This is a genomic window from Microbacterium sp. NPDC060117, assembly GCF_042729315.1.
Classification (GTDB): Bacteria; Actinomycetota; Actinomycetes; order Actinomycetales; family Microbacteriaceae; genus Microbacterium.
In genome coordinates this window covers 482,838-499,537 of record NZ_JBHWXR010000001.1, presented here as the reverse complement: position 1 = coordinate 499,537, position 16,700 = coordinate 482,838, and the positions used below count along the sequence as shown (strand labels likewise).

General features: G+C 63.7%; 18 protein-coding genes. 17 read left to right on the top strand and 1 reads right to left on the bottom strand.

Annotated features, from left to right (window positions below; genetic code table 11):
• Nucleotides 1-215: 215 nt before the first annotated feature.
• The 6 genes from ACFWCK_RS02220 to ACFWCK_RS02195 all read left to right on the top strand — a co-directional run bounded on the left by ACFWCK_RS02220 (nucleotide 216) and on the right by ACFWCK_RS02195 (nucleotide 6,102).
• Nucleotides 216-1,226, top strand: a complete 1,011-nt coding sequence (locus ACFWCK_RS02220; protein WP_378804328.1) for an ADP-ribosylglycohydrolase family protein — start codon at nucleotides 216-218, stop codon at nucleotides 1,224-1,226.
• A gap of 60 nt (nucleotides 1,227-1,286) precedes the next feature.
• Entirely contained in the window at nucleotides 1,287-2,300 is a 1,014-nt protein-coding gene (locus ACFWCK_RS02215) for an aldo/keto reductase family protein (RefSeq protein WP_378804327.1), read from the top strand.
• Nucleotides 2,301-2,464: 164 nt separating this feature from the next.
• The gene (locus ACFWCK_RS02210; RefSeq protein WP_378804326.1) at nucleotides 2,465-3,331 is read left to right on the top strand and encodes a heme-binding protein; all 867 of its coding nucleotides are present in this window, start codon (nucleotides 2,465-2,467) and stop codon (nucleotides 3,329-3,331) included.
• A complete protein-coding gene (locus tag ACFWCK_RS02205; protein ID WP_378804325.1) occupies nucleotides 3,328-4,170 on the top strand; it encodes an HpcH/HpaI aldolase/citrate lyase family protein in 843 nt (280 codons plus the stop codon). The genes ACFWCK_RS02210 and ACFWCK_RS02205 overlap by 4 nt, the downstream gene beginning before the upstream one ends.
• Before the next feature lie 27 nt (nucleotides 4,171-4,197).
• A complete protein-coding gene (locus ACFWCK_RS02200; protein WP_378804324.1) occupies nucleotides 4,198-4,755 on the top strand; it encodes a cupin domain-containing protein in 558 nt (185 codons plus the stop codon).
• 15 nt (nucleotides 4,756-4,770) lie between these two features.
• On the top strand, nucleotides 4,771-6,102 hold the full coding sequence (locus ACFWCK_RS02195; RefSeq protein WP_378804323.1) for an ADP-ribosylglycohydrolase family protein: 1,332 nt from the start codon (nucleotides 4,771-4,773) through the stop codon (nucleotides 6,100-6,102).
• A 31-nt stretch (nucleotides 6,103-6,133) separates the two neighbouring features.
• Here ACFWCK_RS02195 and ACFWCK_RS02190 read toward each other — a convergent pair whose 3' ends face one another.
• Nucleotides 6,134-6,871, bottom strand: a complete 738-nt coding sequence (locus ACFWCK_RS02190) for a FadR/GntR family transcriptional regulator (RefSeq protein ID WP_378804322.1) — start codon at nucleotides 6,869-6,871, stop codon at nucleotides 6,134-6,136.
• Between the two features lie 189 nt (nucleotides 6,872-7,060).
• Between ACFWCK_RS02190 and ACFWCK_RS02185 the strand changes: the two genes are divergently transcribed.
• The 11 genes from ACFWCK_RS02185 to ACFWCK_RS02135 all read left to right on the top strand — a co-directional run bounded on the left by ACFWCK_RS02185 (nucleotide 7,061) and on the right by ACFWCK_RS02135 (nucleotide 16,699).
• Nucleotides 7,061-8,029 (top strand): ABC transporter substrate-binding protein, encoded by a 969-nt coding sequence (locus ACFWCK_RS02185; protein WP_378804321.1) that lies wholly within the window; start codon nucleotides 7,061-7,063, stop codon nucleotides 8,027-8,029.
• Nucleotides 8,029-8,823: an ABC transporter permease gene (locus ACFWCK_RS02180; RefSeq protein ID WP_378804320.1), complete on the top strand. Its 795-nt coding sequence runs from the start codon at nucleotides 8,029-8,031 to the stop codon at nucleotides 8,821-8,823. The genes ACFWCK_RS02185 and ACFWCK_RS02180 overlap by 1 nt, the downstream gene beginning before the upstream one ends.
• On the top strand, nucleotides 8,820-9,596 hold the full coding sequence (locus ACFWCK_RS02175) for an ABC transporter permease (RefSeq protein ID WP_378804319.1): 777 nt from the start codon (nucleotides 8,820-8,822) through the stop codon (nucleotides 9,594-9,596). Before ACFWCK_RS02180 ends, ACFWCK_RS02175 begins: the two co-directional genes overlap by 4 nt.
• The gene (locus ACFWCK_RS02170; RefSeq protein WP_378804318.1) at nucleotides 9,593-10,423 is read left to right on the top strand and encodes an ABC transporter ATP-binding protein; all 831 of its coding nucleotides are present in this window, start codon (nucleotides 9,593-9,595) and stop codon (nucleotides 10,421-10,423) included. The genes ACFWCK_RS02175 and ACFWCK_RS02170 overlap by 4 nt, the downstream gene beginning before the upstream one ends.
• A 238-nt stretch (nucleotides 10,424-10,661) precedes the next feature.
• Complete coding sequence (locus tag ACFWCK_RS02165; RefSeq protein ID WP_378804317.1) at nucleotides 10,662-11,456, top strand: NAD-dependent epimerase/dehydratase family protein; 795 nt, start codon at nucleotides 10,662-10,664, stop codon at nucleotides 11,454-11,456.
• A 12-nt stretch (nucleotides 11,457-11,468) separates the two neighbouring features.
• Nucleotides 11,469-12,224 (top strand): MBL fold metallo-hydrolase, encoded by a 756-nt coding sequence (locus ACFWCK_RS02160; protein WP_378804316.1) that lies wholly within the window; start codon nucleotides 11,469-11,471, stop codon nucleotides 12,222-12,224.
• Between the two features lie 153 nt (nucleotides 12,225-12,377).
• Entirely contained in the window at nucleotides 12,378-13,277 is a 900-nt protein-coding gene (locus ACFWCK_RS02155; RefSeq protein ID WP_378804315.1) for a phosphoglycerate dehydrogenase, read from the top strand.
• Nucleotides 13,274-14,074: a hydroxypyruvate isomerase family protein gene (locus ACFWCK_RS02150; protein ID WP_378804314.1), complete on the top strand. Its 801-nt coding sequence runs from the start codon at nucleotides 13,274-13,276 to the stop codon at nucleotides 14,072-14,074. Before ACFWCK_RS02155 ends, ACFWCK_RS02150 begins: the two co-directional genes overlap by 4 nt.
• Nucleotides 14,071-14,742 (top strand): hypothetical protein, encoded by a 672-nt coding sequence (locus ACFWCK_RS02145; protein ID WP_378804313.1) that lies wholly within the window; start codon nucleotides 14,071-14,073, stop codon nucleotides 14,740-14,742. Before ACFWCK_RS02150 ends, ACFWCK_RS02145 begins: the two co-directional genes overlap by 4 nt.
• The gene (otnK, locus tag ACFWCK_RS02140; protein ID WP_378804312.1) at nucleotides 14,739-16,043 is read left to right on the top strand and encodes a 3-oxo-tetronate kinase; all 1,305 of its coding nucleotides are present in this window, start codon (nucleotides 14,739-14,741) and stop codon (nucleotides 16,041-16,043) included. Before ACFWCK_RS02145 ends, otnK begins: the two co-directional genes overlap by 4 nt.
• Nucleotides 16,040-16,699, top strand: a complete 660-nt coding sequence (locus ACFWCK_RS02135) for a class II aldolase/adducin family protein (protein ID WP_378804311.1) — start codon at nucleotides 16,040-16,042, stop codon at nucleotides 16,697-16,699. Before otnK ends, ACFWCK_RS02135 begins: the two co-directional genes overlap by 4 nt.
• Nucleotide 16,700: the final 1 nt, after the last annotated feature.

Below are 16,700 nucleotides of genomic sequence, written 5' to 3'. Positions count from 1 at the left end.
CTCTTCGTCCCACCGACGAGGCACCACACAGATCAGGGACCCCATGTCGCGGAGGCGCCGATCGAGGGGAAGCCGAACGGGTGCCTGGCAATCCAACACCAGAGGTGACTCGTGAGCCTCGAGCACGGATTCATGAACGCCGTGTGCGGCGCTTTTGGAACGAGGTGCTCGCCCTCCGGACATCTCGAAGTCAACGCACCAGGACGAGGAAGCTCATGACCAACAACACCATTGCGCAACAGCGGTTCGCGAACGTCGTCATCGCGGCACGCGCCGGGGATGCAATGGGCACCCCGACCGAAGGGCTCTCCGTCGAAGAGATCGAGGCTCGCTTCGGGTGGGTGTCGACCTTCGAGGGTGATGGAACGGATGACAGCCTGATGGCGTCTGTGTTGTCGGAGACGATCATCCGCACGCAGGGTTGGCCGGATGCGGATAGCTGGGCGGTCGACATTGTTCGCCATCGACAGGATATTCGGGAGAAGAGGGACTCGTTCTTCGTCTCTTTGCTGCAGACGGCACAGAAGCTGGGTGCAGGCTACCGTCCAGCCGAGGCGGCGATCGGCAACATGCCGTCCAGCAGTTCGGCGATGTGTATTTGGCCGATCGGGCTGTTGTTGGCGGGACGGCCGCACGAGGCGGCCGTAGAGGCCTATGAACTCGCCCGCTTGATTCATGTGGGCGAGGCCGATCACTGCACGGACGCCGCGGCTGCGGTGGCGGCGGCCGTATCGGCCGCGTTTCTGCCGGGCGCCTCCATTCGAAGTTCGCTCGACGTCGCAGTGGCCACACTCCGGACCGCGAGCGGAGAGCTTTTCCGTTCGACGCTGCTCCGAGCAGTTGACCTGGCCGACGCGTCTGAGGACTACGTGTCCTTTCGAGATGGCTTCAACCGACAATTCCAGCGACCGATCATGTGCGATGCGCTTGAGACGGTGCCGGCCGCTTTCGCGTTGGCGATCTTGGCCGATGGTGATGCACGAACGGCGGTTGAGTACGGCGCCAACTTCGGACGCGACGCCGACACGATCGCATGCATGGCCGGCGCGATGTGCGGTGCCCTCGAGGAGCCTCTGCCTGACGTCTGGATCGAGTCTTTGGGCGTCGATTCGGTGCGGTCGGCGGGGGACACGGCGACGGCGCTTCTGGGGGCCGCACGCCAGCGCGCCGAGACGCAGCGAGCGCGGCTGAGTGTGGGCCTCGGGATCATTGCCGCCATCGAGTAGTACGTCGGTGCGTCGTGCGTCGTGCGTCGTCGGTTTCACGATTCAACTGGAAGGAAAACCATGCAGTTCAGATATCTAGGCAATTCCGGATTCAAGATCTCCGAGATCACCTACGGGAACTGGCTCACCCATGGCTCGCAGATCGAGAGTGACGTGGCGACCGCATGTGTCCGGGCTGCGCTTGATGTGGGCATTACTACGTTCGACACTGCGGACGTGTATGCCAACACCGCGGCCGAGAGCGTTCTCGGAGCTGCGCTGAAGGGCGAGCGCCGTCAATCGGTGGAGATCTTCACAAAGGTTTTCGGCCCCACAGGTCCGAAAGGACACAATGACGTCGGGCTCTCTCGCAAGCACATCCTCGAGTCGATCGACGGGTCGCTGACTCGACTTCAGACAGACTATGTCGACCTGTATCAGGCGCATCGATTCGACTTTCACACGCCGCTCGAGGAGACGATGCAGGCTTTTGCCGACGTCGTCCGGCAGGGAAAGGCCCTCTACATCGGAGTGAGTGAGTGGACGCCTCAGCAGTTGCGTGACGGTGTCGCGTTGGCAAAGGAGCTCAACATCCAGTTGATCTCGAATCAGCCCGAGTACTCCGCACTGTGGCGAATCATCGAGGCCGAGGTGGTGCCCACCTCGAGAGAACTCGGAGTCTCCCAGATCGTTTGGTCGCCCGTCGCACAGGGTGCACTCAGTGGCAAGTACTTGCCGGGGGCGCCGTTGCCTGTCGGAAGCCGCGCGACCGACGACGCAGGTGGAGGGGCGCAGGCGGTATCCCGCTGGCTCACCGCTGACGTTCTCGGCCGCGTCCAGGACTTGTTGCCCATTGCGAGGGAGCTCGACTTGTCGCTGCCTCAGCTTGCTGTTGCCTGGGTGCTGCAGAACCAGAACGTGGCGTCCGCGATCATCGGAGCCTCTCGCCCGGAGCAGGTTCTTGAGAACGTCAAAGGCTCCGGCGTGGAGATCCCGGCTGAGCTTCTCGAGCGCATTGACGTCGCGCTCAGCTCAGTGATCGAACGAAATCCCGCGCTTACTGCGGAGCGGTCACCAAAGCAGCGCGAGGCCTAGAGAGTCGGCCGTGGAGCGGTCGCAGGCGGCTCCACGGGCGACGTCTTGTCGATGCGAAACACGGGCGCGAGGCACGGTGAGAGGTATGCGCTGGGATCACTTGTGACTTGGTGACTTGGTGACTATGATTGCGAGTGTTCGATACTGAGGTTTGGAGAGGCCAGATGCTGGAGCCGGAACTGCGTGGTCTGCACCACGTGACACTCCCCGTGTCAGACCTTGAGCGCAGCGCTGAGTGGTACTCGCGAGCATTCGGAGCTCACCACGATCCGCAGCTCGATCATCGAGACGCCTCAGGGTTGCGGGTCGCCCTCGTGCTGCGGGTGCCCGGTCTCGCTTCCACGGTCAAGCTCCATCTGGCGCAAGGCGACGACAGCTCGGTGCGCGGATATGATCCACTCACTTTTGCTGTGGAGGACGATTCTTCGCTGGAGTGCTGGATTGCTCATCTCGAGCGCGTCGGTGTCGACCATGAGCCGATCTCGCGTGGGCGTATCGGTCGGGTGGTTCGGCTTTCGGATCCGGATGGCACACCGCTTCGTCTGTACAGCCTCGCCGGGGCAGCATCGCATGCAGGCTTCGGCTATGCGGCGGCGCGCAAGATCGTTGATGAGGCATTGTTGCGTTCCCGAACGTTGGACCTTCCGCCGATGACGATCGCTGTTCTGGATGCCGGAGGTCACCTGTGTGCCTTCGGCCGAGAGGACGGATCGAGCCTCTATCGGGAGCGAATTGCCCGAGGTAAGGCGCACGGCGCACTGGGTATGGGCGTCGGCAGCAGATCTCTTGAGGCGCGTGCGGAGAAGCATCCCGCGTTCATCACTGCTGTTGCAGAGGTCGCGGATGGCGGACTCATCCCAGTACCAGGCGGAGTCCTCATCAGGGACGCTTCGGGCGCTGTCGTCGGCTCCGTCGGCGTGAGCGGCGCAGTGCCGGACGATGACGAGGACTGTGCGGTTCACGCCATTGCAGCGGCCGGCATGGTCGCAGACCCTGGGGTGGACAGCCGCCCGGAAACGGAGAAAGCATGAACCGCCGTCCCACGCTGTTGGAGATGGTCCGCGATGGCGTCGTCCCGATCGGGATGCAGTCGTTCACCGCGAACGCCGGCCTGGTCGAAGTCATGGGTGCGGCAGGATTCGACTACGTCTGGCTCGATACCGAACACAGCCCCATCGACCCCCGCTCACTTGAAGACACGATGCGCGCTTGCGAAGTCGCTGGTCTGCTCCCACTTGTGCGAATTCCCGAGCCCGGCGACCACACCGCCGCCCGCCGTGCTCTCGAGGCGGGGGCGCACGCCATCATCGCTCCGATGGTCCGATCGGCGGCCGACGTTCGCGAATTGGTACGCGCGCTGACCTATCCGCCGAACGGGACGCGCGGTCTCTGCCCGGGGCTGAGGGTCCCCGGATACTCGCTCACCGAGTTCAACGACTACATGCGCGAGAGCGATGAGAACTTGCTCATCATCCCCATGATCGAGACGGCCGAGGCGCTCGCGAACGTCGATGAGATCTTTGCCATCAAACAGGTCGGCGCGACCGTGTTCGCAATGGGCGAGTTGTCCTTCGCGATGGGAGAGGGGCCATACTCTCCGCTCAACCCGCGCATTCGTGAAGCGCAGGAGAAAGTCCACGCGGCTGCTCGCGCACATGGCATCGCAGTCATTGGCGGAGACATGTTCAACACGACTGTCGAGAACTATCAGCGTGCGATGCAGGACGAGATCGCCATCCTGTGCGTCGGCATCGACGTCATGTCGTTCCGATTGATGTGCGAAGACATCGTCGGCTCAGTGAACCGCGCGGTTGCCGCCGCGCCAGGAAAGAGCCGTCCGACAGCGAAGAAGAGCGGTTTCCCGCGCTGAGCGCGGGTCTGACGAAGGGAAAGAACAGTGGCAGATCTGAAGCGTTACGTGATCGGGCGCGATGAGAACGGCAAGTCCTCGGTACTCATGGAGGGCGTGACCAATCAGCAGGAGGACCCCGGCATCATGTGGCGCGGGACTCTGTGGAAGACGCGCGAGATTCCCGTCGACAACAGCATCCGAGGCGATCGGTCTCTCGACGGAGGCGCGGCTCGCGCGCCATTCCCGGGCGGGATGCTGGTCCGCTCGCTGGAACTGTGGCCGGACCAGGACGAGGAGACCATGCGCGAACACTTCGCGCGCGTGAACAAGCTCGTTGGGCATCAGCAGGAGGCCACGGAGCAGGAGAAGAAGCGCAATCCTTCGATGCACCGTACCGACACCCTCGACTTCATCACCGTGCTGCGCGGTGAGGTGTATCTGATCCTCGATGAGGAAGAGATCCTGCTGAAGGCGACGGATTCGGTCATCATCCAGGGCACGAACCATGGATGGAGCAACCGCGGCACGGAACCCGTGCTGACGATCGGGTGCATGATCGATGCGCTTCCACTCCCGGAGCACGACGGCTCCGGGCAGGACTGAAGCGGGCGGCGCCTGATGGTCGAGTACATCTCGGAGGAGCAGCTCTCGGCGGGCATGACCCAAGAGCCATGGGGCCTTGCCCGCAACGAGCTTGAGCAAGCGGCAGAGACCGGACGTGAAGTCGCGGTGTTCCGCGAGCGTCTTGCGGGGCTTACGCAAGACGATGATGCCGAGCTTCGTTGCCTCTACAGGGATCTCATCGCACTTCCCGAGCCGGTGTCGTGGCCCTATTTCGAGAGGTCCGACCTCGCATCCATCGCCGCTGAGTTGGAGGATCCGCCGTTGCCGGTTGATGTAGCAAACCTGGCCGATCGTGTCCGAGGAGCTTGGCTCGGCCGCGTGATCGGGAACATGATGGGCAAGCCCGTAGAGATTGGACCCACTCGCGAGACTATCCGCACGTATCTGCAGCAGATAGGCGAGTACCCGTTGCGAGGCTACGTCTCGGGAGCCGGTGATCTGGACGTGCTGGGCCATCGGGCGCCACACTTCCGGTACCCAGATGCCTTGCGCGAGAACATCGATGGCCAGGTCAGAGATGACGACATCGACTACACGATCCTTGGTCTGCACATTCTGGAGACGTACGGAGCCAACTATACGAAGCGCAATGTGGCTGAGGAGTGGCTTCGCCGTTTCCCCGCCTATCAGCTCTTCACTGCGGAGCGCGCGACCTATCAGAACCTGATACGCGAGGTGCCACTCGATCATGTGGGGGAGTTCCACAACCCCTACCGCGAATGGATCGGCGCGCTCATCCGTGCGGACATCTTCGGATACGTTGCCGCAGGCGATCCGAGACGTGCCGCGCTGCTCGCCTACGAGGACGCTTCGTTGAGCCATCGCGGCAACGGAATCTATGGATCGATGTGGGTAGCAGCGCTGGTCGCAAGCGCATTCACTGCAGGGAGCCCGAAGGAGTCAATTGTTCAGTCGCTGACCGCGGTGCCTGCGGCATCGCGGCTCGCGACCCAGATCCGCGCGGTCGTCGACGATCATGGACAAGGCGTGGGCTGGGAAGTCGCGATGGATCGCATCGGCGAGCGCTGCCGGGGGATGAGTTGGGTTCACACGATCAACAACGCCGCGGCGCTCGCTGCCGCGATCCTCTGGGGACGCGATGACTTCGCCGCCACCGTTGGGCTTGCAGTGCAGGCGGGGCTGGACACGGACTCGATCGGTGCCACGGCAGGGTCGTGGGCGGGAGCGAGGGCAGGCGCAACCGGACTGCCCCGTCATCTGGTCGAGCCTCTCCACGATCATTCCAGGAGTGCCGTCTTCGGCTACGGCGATGCGTTCATCTCGGACTACGCGGCACGAACGCTCGCTCTCTCCGATGTCTTGTGAGCGCCGTGGCCAGCTGAGTCACGCCAGCTACTCAGCCTCCGCTGATGGCCGGCGCGACCGAGGCGGCGTCGATCGCGAGGGTTCGCTGCGTCATCGCGCGGACGGCGTCGATCGCGGCGTGCCGATCGCGTGCGGCGATGCCGTCGACGATGTTGAGTCGCAGCTCCCGAAGCGTGGCGACATCACGGGCCCAGCTCGACAGCTGGGTGCTTCTTGCCTGCTGTGCGAGCGAGAGATGGGTAGACACAACGTATGCGGCAACGGCCTGCAGCAGGCGGTCATGCGAAAGATCGAACAGTCCGTCGAGGAACGCACGCAGCGTTGCGAGGAAGGTGTCAGGGGGCATCGATTCGTCGAACGACGCAGCGACCTCGCGCAAAGCGGCGACCTCTTCGTCGCTGGCGACCTCGATGGCCCGCTCGACAGCCTGCAGGTTGAGCGTCTCGGAGAGGCGAAGGATGCTCGGAAGATCGACACCCTCGAGCTCCACCACCGACCCCATTGCGGCCGCCATCAACGTGTTGGCGTCTACGATCACGGTCGTCCCGGAGCCGTGCTTCACCTCGACGAGCTTCATGGCGCTCAGTGCCCGGATTGCTTCGCGGATCGTCGGAGCGCTCACGCCGTAGTGTGCGGCCAGCTCACGCTCCGTGGGGAGGCGGGAGCCGCGGGGAAGTCCTCCCGACAGGATGTTCGCTTCCAGATCGCGGACCACGCGGTCAGCCACATTCAGACGTTCGCTTTCGGACCAAGCGCTTCCAAGGCTCATGTGGACTCCCGTCGATAAGAGGCTGCGGCATCTTCCGTTCAACCTACTCGCCAAGGATATTCTACGGGTCAGCAGTTGACCAAGTCTCTTTATGAATATACGCTCTAGCCAAACGCGACGAGGCCTACGTGGCCGGTCGCGCAGACCCGAACCAGCACCCGTCACGGTGTGACACAAAGGAGAGTCACGATGAACAGGCGATCGATCGCCGCACTTGCGGCAGCGGCCATCGCAGCAGTCGCGTTGAGCGGCTGCTCCACGGCAGGCAGCAACACCACCACGACGTCAACCCCCGCATCAGGTCCGGTCGAGATCACCGTCGGCGTCGGCAACGAGATGGCGGTGCTTCCCCTCGGGAAGGAAACCTTCTCCTCCGACAGGATCAAGATCATCCAGAAGGTCTCTGCGCCCGGAGGCGTGACCGCACTGCTCCTCAATGGCCAGGCTCAGTTGGCAACGACGGATCCGGCGAGCGCACTGATCGCCATCTCGAAGGGGGTGCCGATTCAGATCGTCGCAACGTCGATGACCAGCGGCACCAACGCCGATGACGACCTTACGGGGCTGCTCGTCAAGGCGGACGGGGGCCCGGCCGATGTCAAGGCGCTGAGCGGTCAGACGATTGCCGTGACCAAGCTCGGCGGTGGCGCGCAGATCGGTGCGCAGGCGGGGATCGACCAGATGGGCGGGGACTCCAAGTCGGTGAAGTTCGTCGAGCTGCCGCCCGCGAATCTGATCCCCGCTGTGCAGAACGGTACCGTCGCTGCGGCCGTGACTCAGGAGCCGGCTGTGACCAGGGCGAAGCAGAGTGGCCTCAAATCGCTGTTCGCGCCGGCCGTGGCGAACGCGGCAAGTGCCCCCGTCAATGTCTACATCGCCACGAAAGAGTACGTGGCGGGGCACAAGGACGTCATCGATGCGTTCATCAAAGACCTCGGAACGGCCAGCAAGAAGGTCACGTCGAACACTGATCAGACGCGTGCCGCGCTGGCGAAGCTCGGAAACCTGTCCGATCAGGAGGCGAAGTCGATGGTGCTTCCGATCTACGTTCCGAACGCCGTCGATGTCTCCAAGATCAAGGAGATCGAGCAGGGCATGATCAAGTACGGTGCGCTAAACAAGGAACTCGACCTGTCCACCGCGGTGTACTCGGGCTGATGAGAGTACGTTTCTTCCGGGCTGCGAGCGGCCTGCTCGCAGCCCGGATACTTGTCATCCTGCTGATTCTTGCGGCGCTGCAGTTCGCGGTCACCGTCAGGATCCTCAGTCCGCTGGCGGTTGCTGCCCCGTCGTCGGTCATTGCTGCCCTCGGCAACATCGTCGTCAATGGCCAGATCTGGACCGGGCTCGGTCTCACATTGATCAACTGGCTCACCGGAGTCGCGCTCGCGGCGCTCATCGGAATTCCCCTGGGGTTGGCTCTCGGCGGGAACGAAGTCGTCTATGCGGCCTTCCGGGTGCCGATCGAGTTCATGCGCACGGTCCCAGCGATCGCAATCATGCCGCTTGCGCTGCTGCTGCTCGGCGTCACGGCGCGGATGGCGATCCTCCTGGTCTTCATCGGTGCGCTCTGGCCGATCCTGCTGCAGAGCATGTACGGATTCCATCAGATCGACGCGGCGCTGCGGGACGTCTCCCGGAGCTATCGCATTCGCCGGAGCGACCGATTCACTCGGATCATTCTGCCGACGGCGGCACCCTTTGTCGCGACCGGGCTCCGGATCTCGTTGACCGTCGGTCTGCTGCTTGCTGTCAGCGCTGAGGTGATCGCGGGAGTGCCCGGGCTCGGGAATGAGGTCGCGCTGGCGCAGCAGAACCTGAAGATCCCTGAGATGTATGCGTTCGTCGTCGTGATCGCGTGCGTCGGGACCATCGCGAATCTTGGCACCAGACGTCTTGAGCGGCAGATCCTCTCGTGGCACCCCGCACATCGGAAAGGAGGCAACTCATGAACCGCAGGAGATGGGGCTTCACAGCCATCTCGACGATCGCTCCGGTAGCGATCGTCGCGGTCTGGTGGCTGGTCAGCCGAACGAGCACCTCGCTCTACTTTCCGCCGCTCTCGGAGATCCTGAAGTCGCTGGCGACGTTCTGGCTGGCGCCAGCGGGGCTCGCTCAGCTGGGCGCCAGCATGTCCCACCTCGCCGTCGGGCTCGCAGGAGGGATCGCGGTCGGCGTTGGCGGCGGAATAGTCCTCGGTGTGTGGCGCTGGGGCTTCGACGTCGTCAGCCCGGTATTGGAGTTCATCCGCGCAACACCCGCGATTGCGCTGGTCCCGATCGTTCTCCTGATCCTCGGAATCGGGCCATTGACTCAGATCGCGATGATCACCGCCGCGACGGTCTGGCCCATTCTGCTGAACACGATCGATGGGGTGCGGTCCTTGGACACGACGACCCGCGACGTCATGACGAGCTATCGCCTCAAGGCTGGGGACCGTCTGTTCCGCATCATTCTTCCCGGTGCGTCCCCGCAGATCATGGTGGGAATCAACATCGCGGTGACGGTCGCGCTCGTAATGATCATTGCCAGCGAGCTGCAGGGAGCGACCGAGGGCGTGGGCTACACGCTGATGGCACAGCAGCGCTCCTATGACATGGCAGGCATGTGGTCAACCATCGTGTTGCTCGGGATGCTGGGCTTCTCACTCAATCTCGCGTTCAGCGCCTGTGAGCGGATTCTGCTCGCTTGGCACCGACAGATGAATTCAGGAAAGAAAGGATGATCGTGGAGACGACCAGCCCCATCGAGCGCGCTGAAGTATCTGCTCCGCTCATGAGCGTGCGCGCCCTGCGCAAAGAGTATGTCGTCGGCAAGGACGGTCGCCGACTAGTTCTTGACCGGGTTGACCTGAGCGTAGAGGCAGGCAAGTTCGTGTGCCTGGTCGGTCCGTCCGGCGCGGGCAAGACGACTTTGCTGCGATGCCTCGCGGGACTGACCGAACCGACATCGGGTGAGATCTCTCTGGGAGGCCGTCCCGTGGTCGCACCACCAGCAGAGCTCGCGGTCGTCTTCCAGGACTACAGCCGCTCGCTCATGCCGTGGATGTCGGTGCGGAGCAACGTCGAGTTGCCCCTGCGATCACGAGGGGTTGCGAAGCCGGAGCGCCGCAAGCGTGCCGACGCGATGTTGGAGGCAGTAGGGCTCGCTCCTGCAACCCACAATCAATACCCCTGGCAGCTTTCAGGCGGAATGCAGCAAAGAGTCGCCATCGCTCGCGCACTCGTTTGCGAGACCTCCATCGTGCTGATGGACGAGCCTTTCGCGTCAGTCGATGCTCAGACACGCGCCGACCTGGAAGATCTCGTGCTGCGAATCCGGCAGGAGTTCGGAGTCACGATCGTTCTCGTTACGCACGACATTGACGAGGCGGTCTACCTCGGTGACGAGGTCGTAGTCCTCTCAGGCTCGCCAAGCCGAGTCACGCAGACGATCGCCGTACCGTTCGGCGCTGAGCGCGATCAGATCACGACGAAGTCGCTTCCGCAGTTCGCCTCTCTCCGCGCGCAGGTGCTCACGCTCATCTCGCGCCAGCGCGAGCCGGTCGGATGACGTATTTAGAGGAGATTGCGCGAATCCGTATCGATGTTGAGCCGCACCGCGGCGAACCCGGAATGTGCACATCCTGACCGGAGTGATCCTGTCGGCGGCGGTGACCTTCATTCGCGAGGTTGGGCTCGCGATTCCACATAGTCAAGTCCTAGGCAGAAGCGCCCTGTCGAGTGCCGACCACCCTCCACCGGACTTTGGTTGCTAGACAACGAATCAACTCAGAACGACAGGAGTCTCGATGAAGATCTTGTACACCGGCGCGAATGGCCGGATGGCTGTTGTGATCAGGGAAGCGCTCAGCGCGAAATTCGACGAGGTCGTGCTGTTCGTCCGCACGGCGCCGACGCGTCTTTTCCCCGGTGAGACTGTGGTGACAGGGGATCTGAGGGATCTGTCAGCGCTGCAGAGGGCCGTCGATGACGTCGATGTGATCATTCATCTCGGTGGCATCGCTGATGAGTCGTCCTTCGCGGAGATCCTGTCATCGAACATCGAGGGCACCTACAACGTGCTGGAGGCCGCGCGACTCGGTGGGGTTCGGCGAGTGGTTTTCGCCAGTTCCAATCACGTCACAGGCTTCTATCCGGTGACAGAGCGGATCGACGCGGACCAACCGGTGCGCCCGGACAGCTATTACGGAGTCAGCAAGGTCTTCGGTGAGGCTCTGGGCCGTCTTTACCACGACAAGTGGGGGCTTGAGATCATCAACCTCAGGATCGGCAGCTGCCGGCCTGCGCCGGAAGACCGGCGACAGCTGAGAATCTGGCTCAGCCATCGAGACGCCGCGCAGCTGTTCGAACGCGCTGTTCTCGCCACGGAAATCGGGTACCTCACTCTTTACGGTGCGTCAGCCAACGCATCCGGCTACTGGAACAACTCTGCGGGAGAGGCCGCACTCGGGTACATGCCTCAAGACTCCGCAGAGGATCACGCGGGCCTGGTCAGCACCGCCGACGTCGAGTACTACCACCAGGGCGGGCAGTACGCAGGTGCGAACTACGAGGGCGGCTCCTGGGTCCCTCGGGTTCGATGAAGGGTGCGGCCCTTGTATACCTATGACGCGCTGGTGGCCGGTTTCCCCGCGAAGTCCGACAGCCACGGCGCCTTCGGATGGAGTGCGGTGTGGCTGATCGACGATGGCGAGCGCAAGGTGCTCGTCGATGCGGGCGGCCCCGCATACGCGTCCGTTCTTCGCGATGCCCTGGCTGCACGAGGGCTGATGTCGGCAGACATCACGGACGTTCTGCTGACTCATGCGCACTGGGACCACGTCTCGAACTTCACCAGCTTCGATCAGGCAACAGTCTGGCTGGGAAGCACGGAACTTGAATGGGCGAGTCGTCAGCCTGTCGGTGCGCACTTTCTTTCCGACGTGCACGTGCAGGAGCTGCATCGCCGCTGGGCAGACGGGACAGGAAGGGTCCGCACGATCGAGGGCGACGATCTGGTCCTTCCGGGCATCCGTGCGCTCAAGGCTCCTGGACATACCCCAGGACATCTTGCTTTTCTCGTCGAGGACGCCGCGACACCTCTGCTCCTGGCGGGGGACGCGGTAAAGAACCTCCATGAACTCGCGACAGGGGACGTCGACTCGACTCTCGACGAGGCAGAGAGCCGGCGCACCGTGCAGAAGTTGCGCTCGGTGATGAACCAAGCGGGCGCGGCCTTGGCGCCGGGACATGACGTGCTTCTCGTCGCGGACGAGGGCCAAGTCCATCGGATAGCGCCGCAACACGCGCAGTTCACCTTCTTCGAAGCGGCCGAAGGCCCGGGCCTCGATCATTCGGTGCGCTTCGCATGATCACATCGCGCGCTGCGCGCTCCGCAGCGACACACAGCAGCTGAGCTGCCGAGAGACAGGAAAAGGATGACTACACGAAGGGCGCTTATCACGACGCCATGGCTGGTGCCAGGATGCGAAACTGAGCATGAGTTGGAGCGGGCAGGCTTCAGCGTGTCGTATGCGCCGGCGTTGGAAGCCGCGGACGACGTTGGTCAGATCAATGCGCTCATCGCAGGTACCGAGCCCGTGACGGCCGACGCGCTTGCCTTGGCGCCGCGGCTGCGAATCATCGTCCGTACCGGTGTGGGCTACGACAGCGTTGATGTTGACGCAGCGACCGCGCAGGGAGTTGTCGTCTGCACGACACCTGGAGCCAACCGCCGATCCGTAGCCGAGCTTGTCGTCGGCCAGGTATTCAACGGTGCACGACGTATCGCGCAGAATGTGGCCGAGGTGCGCGCCGGGCGATGGGAGCGGCGCAGCGGCAGAGAAGTTGCCGGATCAGTGCTGGGAATCGTGGGGCTCGGCTCGATCGGCAAGACGGTCGCGGAACTGGCGCTCGCCTTGGGAATGGTCGTCGTCGCTGCCGATCCATTCGAGGATCATGAGTTCGCGACGCGGACCGGGGTTCGGTATCTGCCGCTGGAGCGGCTGCTGCGGGAATCGGACTTCGTCACACTGCATGTCATGTTGACCGCGGAGAGCCGCGGCCTGATCGATGAGTATGCGCTCTCGCTGATGAAGTCGACGGCGTATCTCATCAACACAGCTCGAGGAGGAATCGTCGATGAGGTCGCGCTTGCCGCGGCGTTGCGCTCGGGACAGCTCTCAGGGGCGGCGCTCGATGTCCTCGAAGAGGAGCCTCTCCCTGCAGGCAGCGAGCTGAGCGGCATCGACGGTCTCTCCATCACCGCGCATATCGCCGGCGCCACCACTGAGTCACGATCCCGTTCCGCGTCCTCCGCGGCCGAGCAGATCATCGGCTTCTTCGACGGCGTCCGGCCCGCCGGGCAGGTCAACCTTCTTGACGAAGCAAGCGCCTCAGCGGCGCTGTTTCCGCAGAGCGCATGAGCGAGCTGGATCGGGATGCGAAGCCCTTGCGCTTCGACGCGAACCTGAAATGGCTGTTCACCGAGCTGCCGTTTGAGCGGCGCTTCGACGCCGCCTCCTCCGCGGGGTTCGCAGCAGTGGAGTGCCCCGCGCCGTACTCGCTGACGCCGTCCGGTGTCTCCCGGCGGCTGCGAGACGCGGGGCTGGAGCTCATCCTCATCAATACGCCGATGGGTGCGCCGGGCAGCGTGGGCCAGCGCGGGTTCGCCTGTCTGCCGGAGCACGTGCGGGAGTTCAGAGAGAGCTTCTCACAAGGCCTCGAGTACGCCGCAGCTCTGGGGAGCACCTTCCTTCACGTCGTCGGAGGGTCGGTTCCATCGGACCTATCACGGGATCAAGCCATCGCGCAATACATCGCAAGCGTCGCATGGGCCGTTGACCAGGCTGAAGGAAGCGGGGTGGGCATCGTCATTGAGATGCAGAATCGCCGAGACTCGCCGGGATTCGTCCTTGAGTCACATGCGCAGGCAGCTGCCATCGCTGCCGCCACCGGCGCGGGGCTGCTCCTGGATCTCTACCATGTTCAGATTTCGGAGGGAGACGTCACGCGGCGCTTCCGAGAACTGCTTCCACTCGTCGCTCACCTTCAGATCGCCGATGCGCCGACCCGCCATGAGCCCGGCACAGGCGAGCTGAACTGGCGATTCGTGTTCCAAGCCATCGCCGATTCGACCTATGACGGATGGATCGGGTGCGAGTACGCGCCGTCGCTCGGAACGACGCCTGGGCTCGCCTGGATGAAGGAGCTGACGCCATGACCACCGCGAATCGATCGGAACCACCCCTCATTGCGCTGATCAGCGCAACCTCGGCGGCTATCGCACCGGCAGTGGACGGCCTGCGGGTGGCCTACCCCTCAGCGGAAGTCTGGAATCTGCTGGACGACCGGCTGTTGTCTGATGCGGAGGAAGCAGGAGGCGTGACCCCGCCGTTGATGCAACGCATGACGCGCCTGATCCACCATGCGGTGGACGGTGGCGCTTCGGGAGTCCTCCTCACCTGCTCGCAATATGGTCCGATCGCGCAGCGCGTGTCCGCACCAGTTCCGGTTCTCGCACCCGATAGCGCGGCGTTCCGCATCATCAAAGACGGACAGTATGCACGTGTCTTGGTGCTGTCGTCGCTGAAAAGCGCGCTCGACGACTCCATGTCGAGGCTCTCCGCGGTGCTGGGGCCAGATCAACTGCTCATTGGTGCCGTGAGCGCCGCGGCAGGGCAAAGGGCCCGGGAGGGCGATGTGCAGGCCGTCGGTGAGGCGCTCATCGAAGCAGTGCACGAGGCGGAATCCGGGGTCGACGCCGTGCTCCTCGCGCAGTACTCCTTGGCGCCGGCACGTGATGACCTCTCACGTGTGCTCGGAATCCCCGTCATCTCAGGACCGCAGACGGCAGCCACGCGTCTCCGGCAGCTGATCGAGGAACAATGACCGAACAGCTTCTCGGCGCGATCGCCGACGACTTCACGGGCGCGACAGATGTCGCGGTCGCTTTCCGACGTGCGGGCCTGCGGACGCTTCTGTACTTCGGGGTCCCGGAGCCTGACGCCGGCCACACGATCGCGTGCGACGCGATCGTGATCGGTCTAAAGACCCGTACCGTGCCCGCTGAGCTCGCACAGCGCGAAGCACTCGCCGCGGGTGAGTGGCTGCAGACGCGCGGCGCGGACCAGCTGTACTTCAAGTATTGTTCGACCTTCGATTCCACTCCCGCGGGAAACATCGGTCCGGTCTTGGACACCTTGTCTGATGCGTTTCACGCGCGGCTGGTCGTCACGACCCCTAGCTCGCCAGAGCATGGTCGGACTGTCTATCAAGGGCATCTCTTCATCGGTGACACGCCGCTGGGTGAATCTTCCATGAGCCGGCACCCTCTGACGCCGATGACGGACTCATCCCTATGTCGGCTTCTCGCTGCCCAGACCTCGCGTGCCGTCAGCCTGCTGCCCTACGAGCGCCTGGAGGCAGGGGGCGAGGCCGTCCGCTGCGCAGTTGCGGAGGCGGAAGGGGCGGGTGCTCGCTATCTGATCGCCGACGGGCTGCAGCAGGCCCATCTCGTGACGGTCGCGGAGTCCATCGGTGGCATGCCTCTCGTGGCCGGAGCCGCGGGGCTCGGTGGAGCCTTAGCGCAGGTACGCGCTGCTGCCCGATCGACGTCCGTAGAGGGCCCTGCCCGAGGAGGCCTCAGTCCGGTCGGTTCGGGCACCACAGCGATCCTCGCAGGCAGCTGCTCGCGCCGCACGCTCGAACAGATCGAGGCATATCTCACCGAGGGGCACCCGGGATATCGACTGGACGCGATGGACGGACGTGACGCTCGTCGACTGGCAGATGACGCACTCGACTGGTTCGAGCAGAAGCCGGAAGGATCCACTCCGCTCATATACTCCTCGCTGGAACCGGAAGCGCTGCGGCGGGTGCAAGCTTCCATAGGCGTTGACGCCTCGGCGACTCTGTTCGAAGACGCGATGGGCCTCGTCGCCCGCGGGCTCCGGCAACGGGGGGTCACTCGGCTTATCGTCGCCGGAGGGGAGACGTCTGGCGCAGTTGTTCAAGCGCTTGACGTGCGAGGTGGTCTCGTTGGGCCGGAGGCCGCCACGGGAGTGCCGTGGATCCACGTTGATGGCGCTCCGCAACTCGCGCTGCTCTTGAAGTCGGGCAACTTCGGTGACGCCGGGTTCATGATCGCCGCTGCCCAAGGGGCGAACGATGAAACGGGGGGACCGGTATGAAGCCCGGCGAGCTTCGGATCCGCAAGGAACTGGTCTCCTGCGCGCACAGAATTCAGGACCGGGGCCTGAGCCACGGCAGCACAGGCAACGTGTCCGTTCGGTGGGCGGACATGATCTTGGTCACACCCACGGGCACGCGGTTGGGGGAGGTCACCGTTGATGCTCTGTCCGTGATCGATCTGGACGGCAGGCACGTCGACGGACCGCGCCCCTCCAAGGAAGCAGCGCTGCACGCTGCAATTCTTCGCGCACGCCCGGAGTCGAACGCGGTGGTGCACACGCATTCGACACACGCTGCTGCGGTGTCCTGCATTGCGGAGTCGGGTTCCATCTCCGCAATACCGCCGCTCACCGCGTACTTTCTGATGCGAGTGGGGGAGTTGCCGTTGGTACCGTTCTTCGCTCCTGGCGATGTCGGCCTCGCGCACGAGGCGGAGCGACTCGCGGGAGTTCATCGGGCAATGCTGCTCCGCAACCACGGTCCGATCGCTGCAGCGGAGGACGTCGGGACCGCGCTGGACGTGATCGACGAGATCGAAGAAACGGCGAAGGTCTTCCTGCTGCTGGGCGCGCATCAATACGAAGTAGTGCCGTTCGGATCGCGCGGTGCCTTGCGCTCAGCGGAGACAACAAGCCAGAGGGGAAGCAGGCCATGAC

Coding starts and splice junctions, on each gene's coding strand:
- ACFWCK_RS02220 (WP_378804328.1), top strand. CDS start 216: ATGACCAACAACACCATTGCGCAACAGCGGTTCGCGAACGTCGTCATC.
- ACFWCK_RS02215 (WP_378804327.1), top strand. CDS start 1,287: ATGCAGTTCAGATATCTAGGCAATTCCGGATTCAAGATCTCCGAGATC.
- ACFWCK_RS02210 (WP_378804326.1), top strand. CDS start 2,465: ATGCTGGAGCCGGAACTGCGTGGTCTGCACCACGTGACACTCCCCGTG.
- ACFWCK_RS02205 (WP_378804325.1), top strand. CDS start 3,328: ATGAACCGCCGTCCCACGCTGTTGGAGATGGTCCGCGATGGCGTCGTC.
- ACFWCK_RS02195 (WP_378804323.1), top strand. CDS start 4,771: ATGGTCGAGTACATCTCGGAGGAGCAGCTCTCGGCGGGCATGACCCAA.
- ACFWCK_RS02190 (WP_378804322.1), bottom strand. CDS start 6,871: ATGAGCCTTGGAAGCGCTTGGTCCGAAAGCGAACGTCTGAATGTGGCT.
- ACFWCK_RS02185 (WP_378804321.1), top strand. CDS start 7,061: ATGAACAGGCGATCGATCGCCGCACTTGCGGCAGCGGCCATCGCAGCA.
- ACFWCK_RS02180 (WP_378804320.1), top strand. CDS start 8,029: ATGAGAGTACGTTTCTTCCGGGCTGCGAGCGGCCTGCTCGCAGCCCGG.
- ACFWCK_RS02175 (WP_378804319.1), top strand. CDS start 8,820: ATGAACCGCAGGAGATGGGGCTTCACAGCCATCTCGACGATCGCTCCG.
- ACFWCK_RS02170 (WP_378804318.1), top strand. CDS start 9,593: ATGATCGTGGAGACGACCAGCCCCATCGAGCGCGCTGAAGTATCTGCT.
- ACFWCK_RS02165 (WP_378804317.1), top strand. CDS start 10,662: ATGAAGATCTTGTACACCGGCGCGAATGGCCGGATGGCTGTTGTGATC.
- ACFWCK_RS02150 (WP_378804314.1), top strand. CDS start 13,274: ATGAGCGAGCTGGATCGGGATGCGAAGCCCTTGCGCTTCGACGCGAAC.
- ACFWCK_RS02145 (WP_378804313.1), top strand. CDS start 14,071: ATGACCACCGCGAATCGATCGGAACCACCCCTCATTGCGCTGATCAGC.
- otnK (WP_378804312.1), top strand. CDS start 14,739: ATGACCGAACAGCTTCTCGGCGCGATCGCCGACGACTTCACGGGCGCG.
- ACFWCK_RS02135 (WP_378804311.1), top strand. CDS start 16,040: ATGAAGCCCGGCGAGCTTCGGATCCGCAAGGAACTGGTCTCCTGCGCG.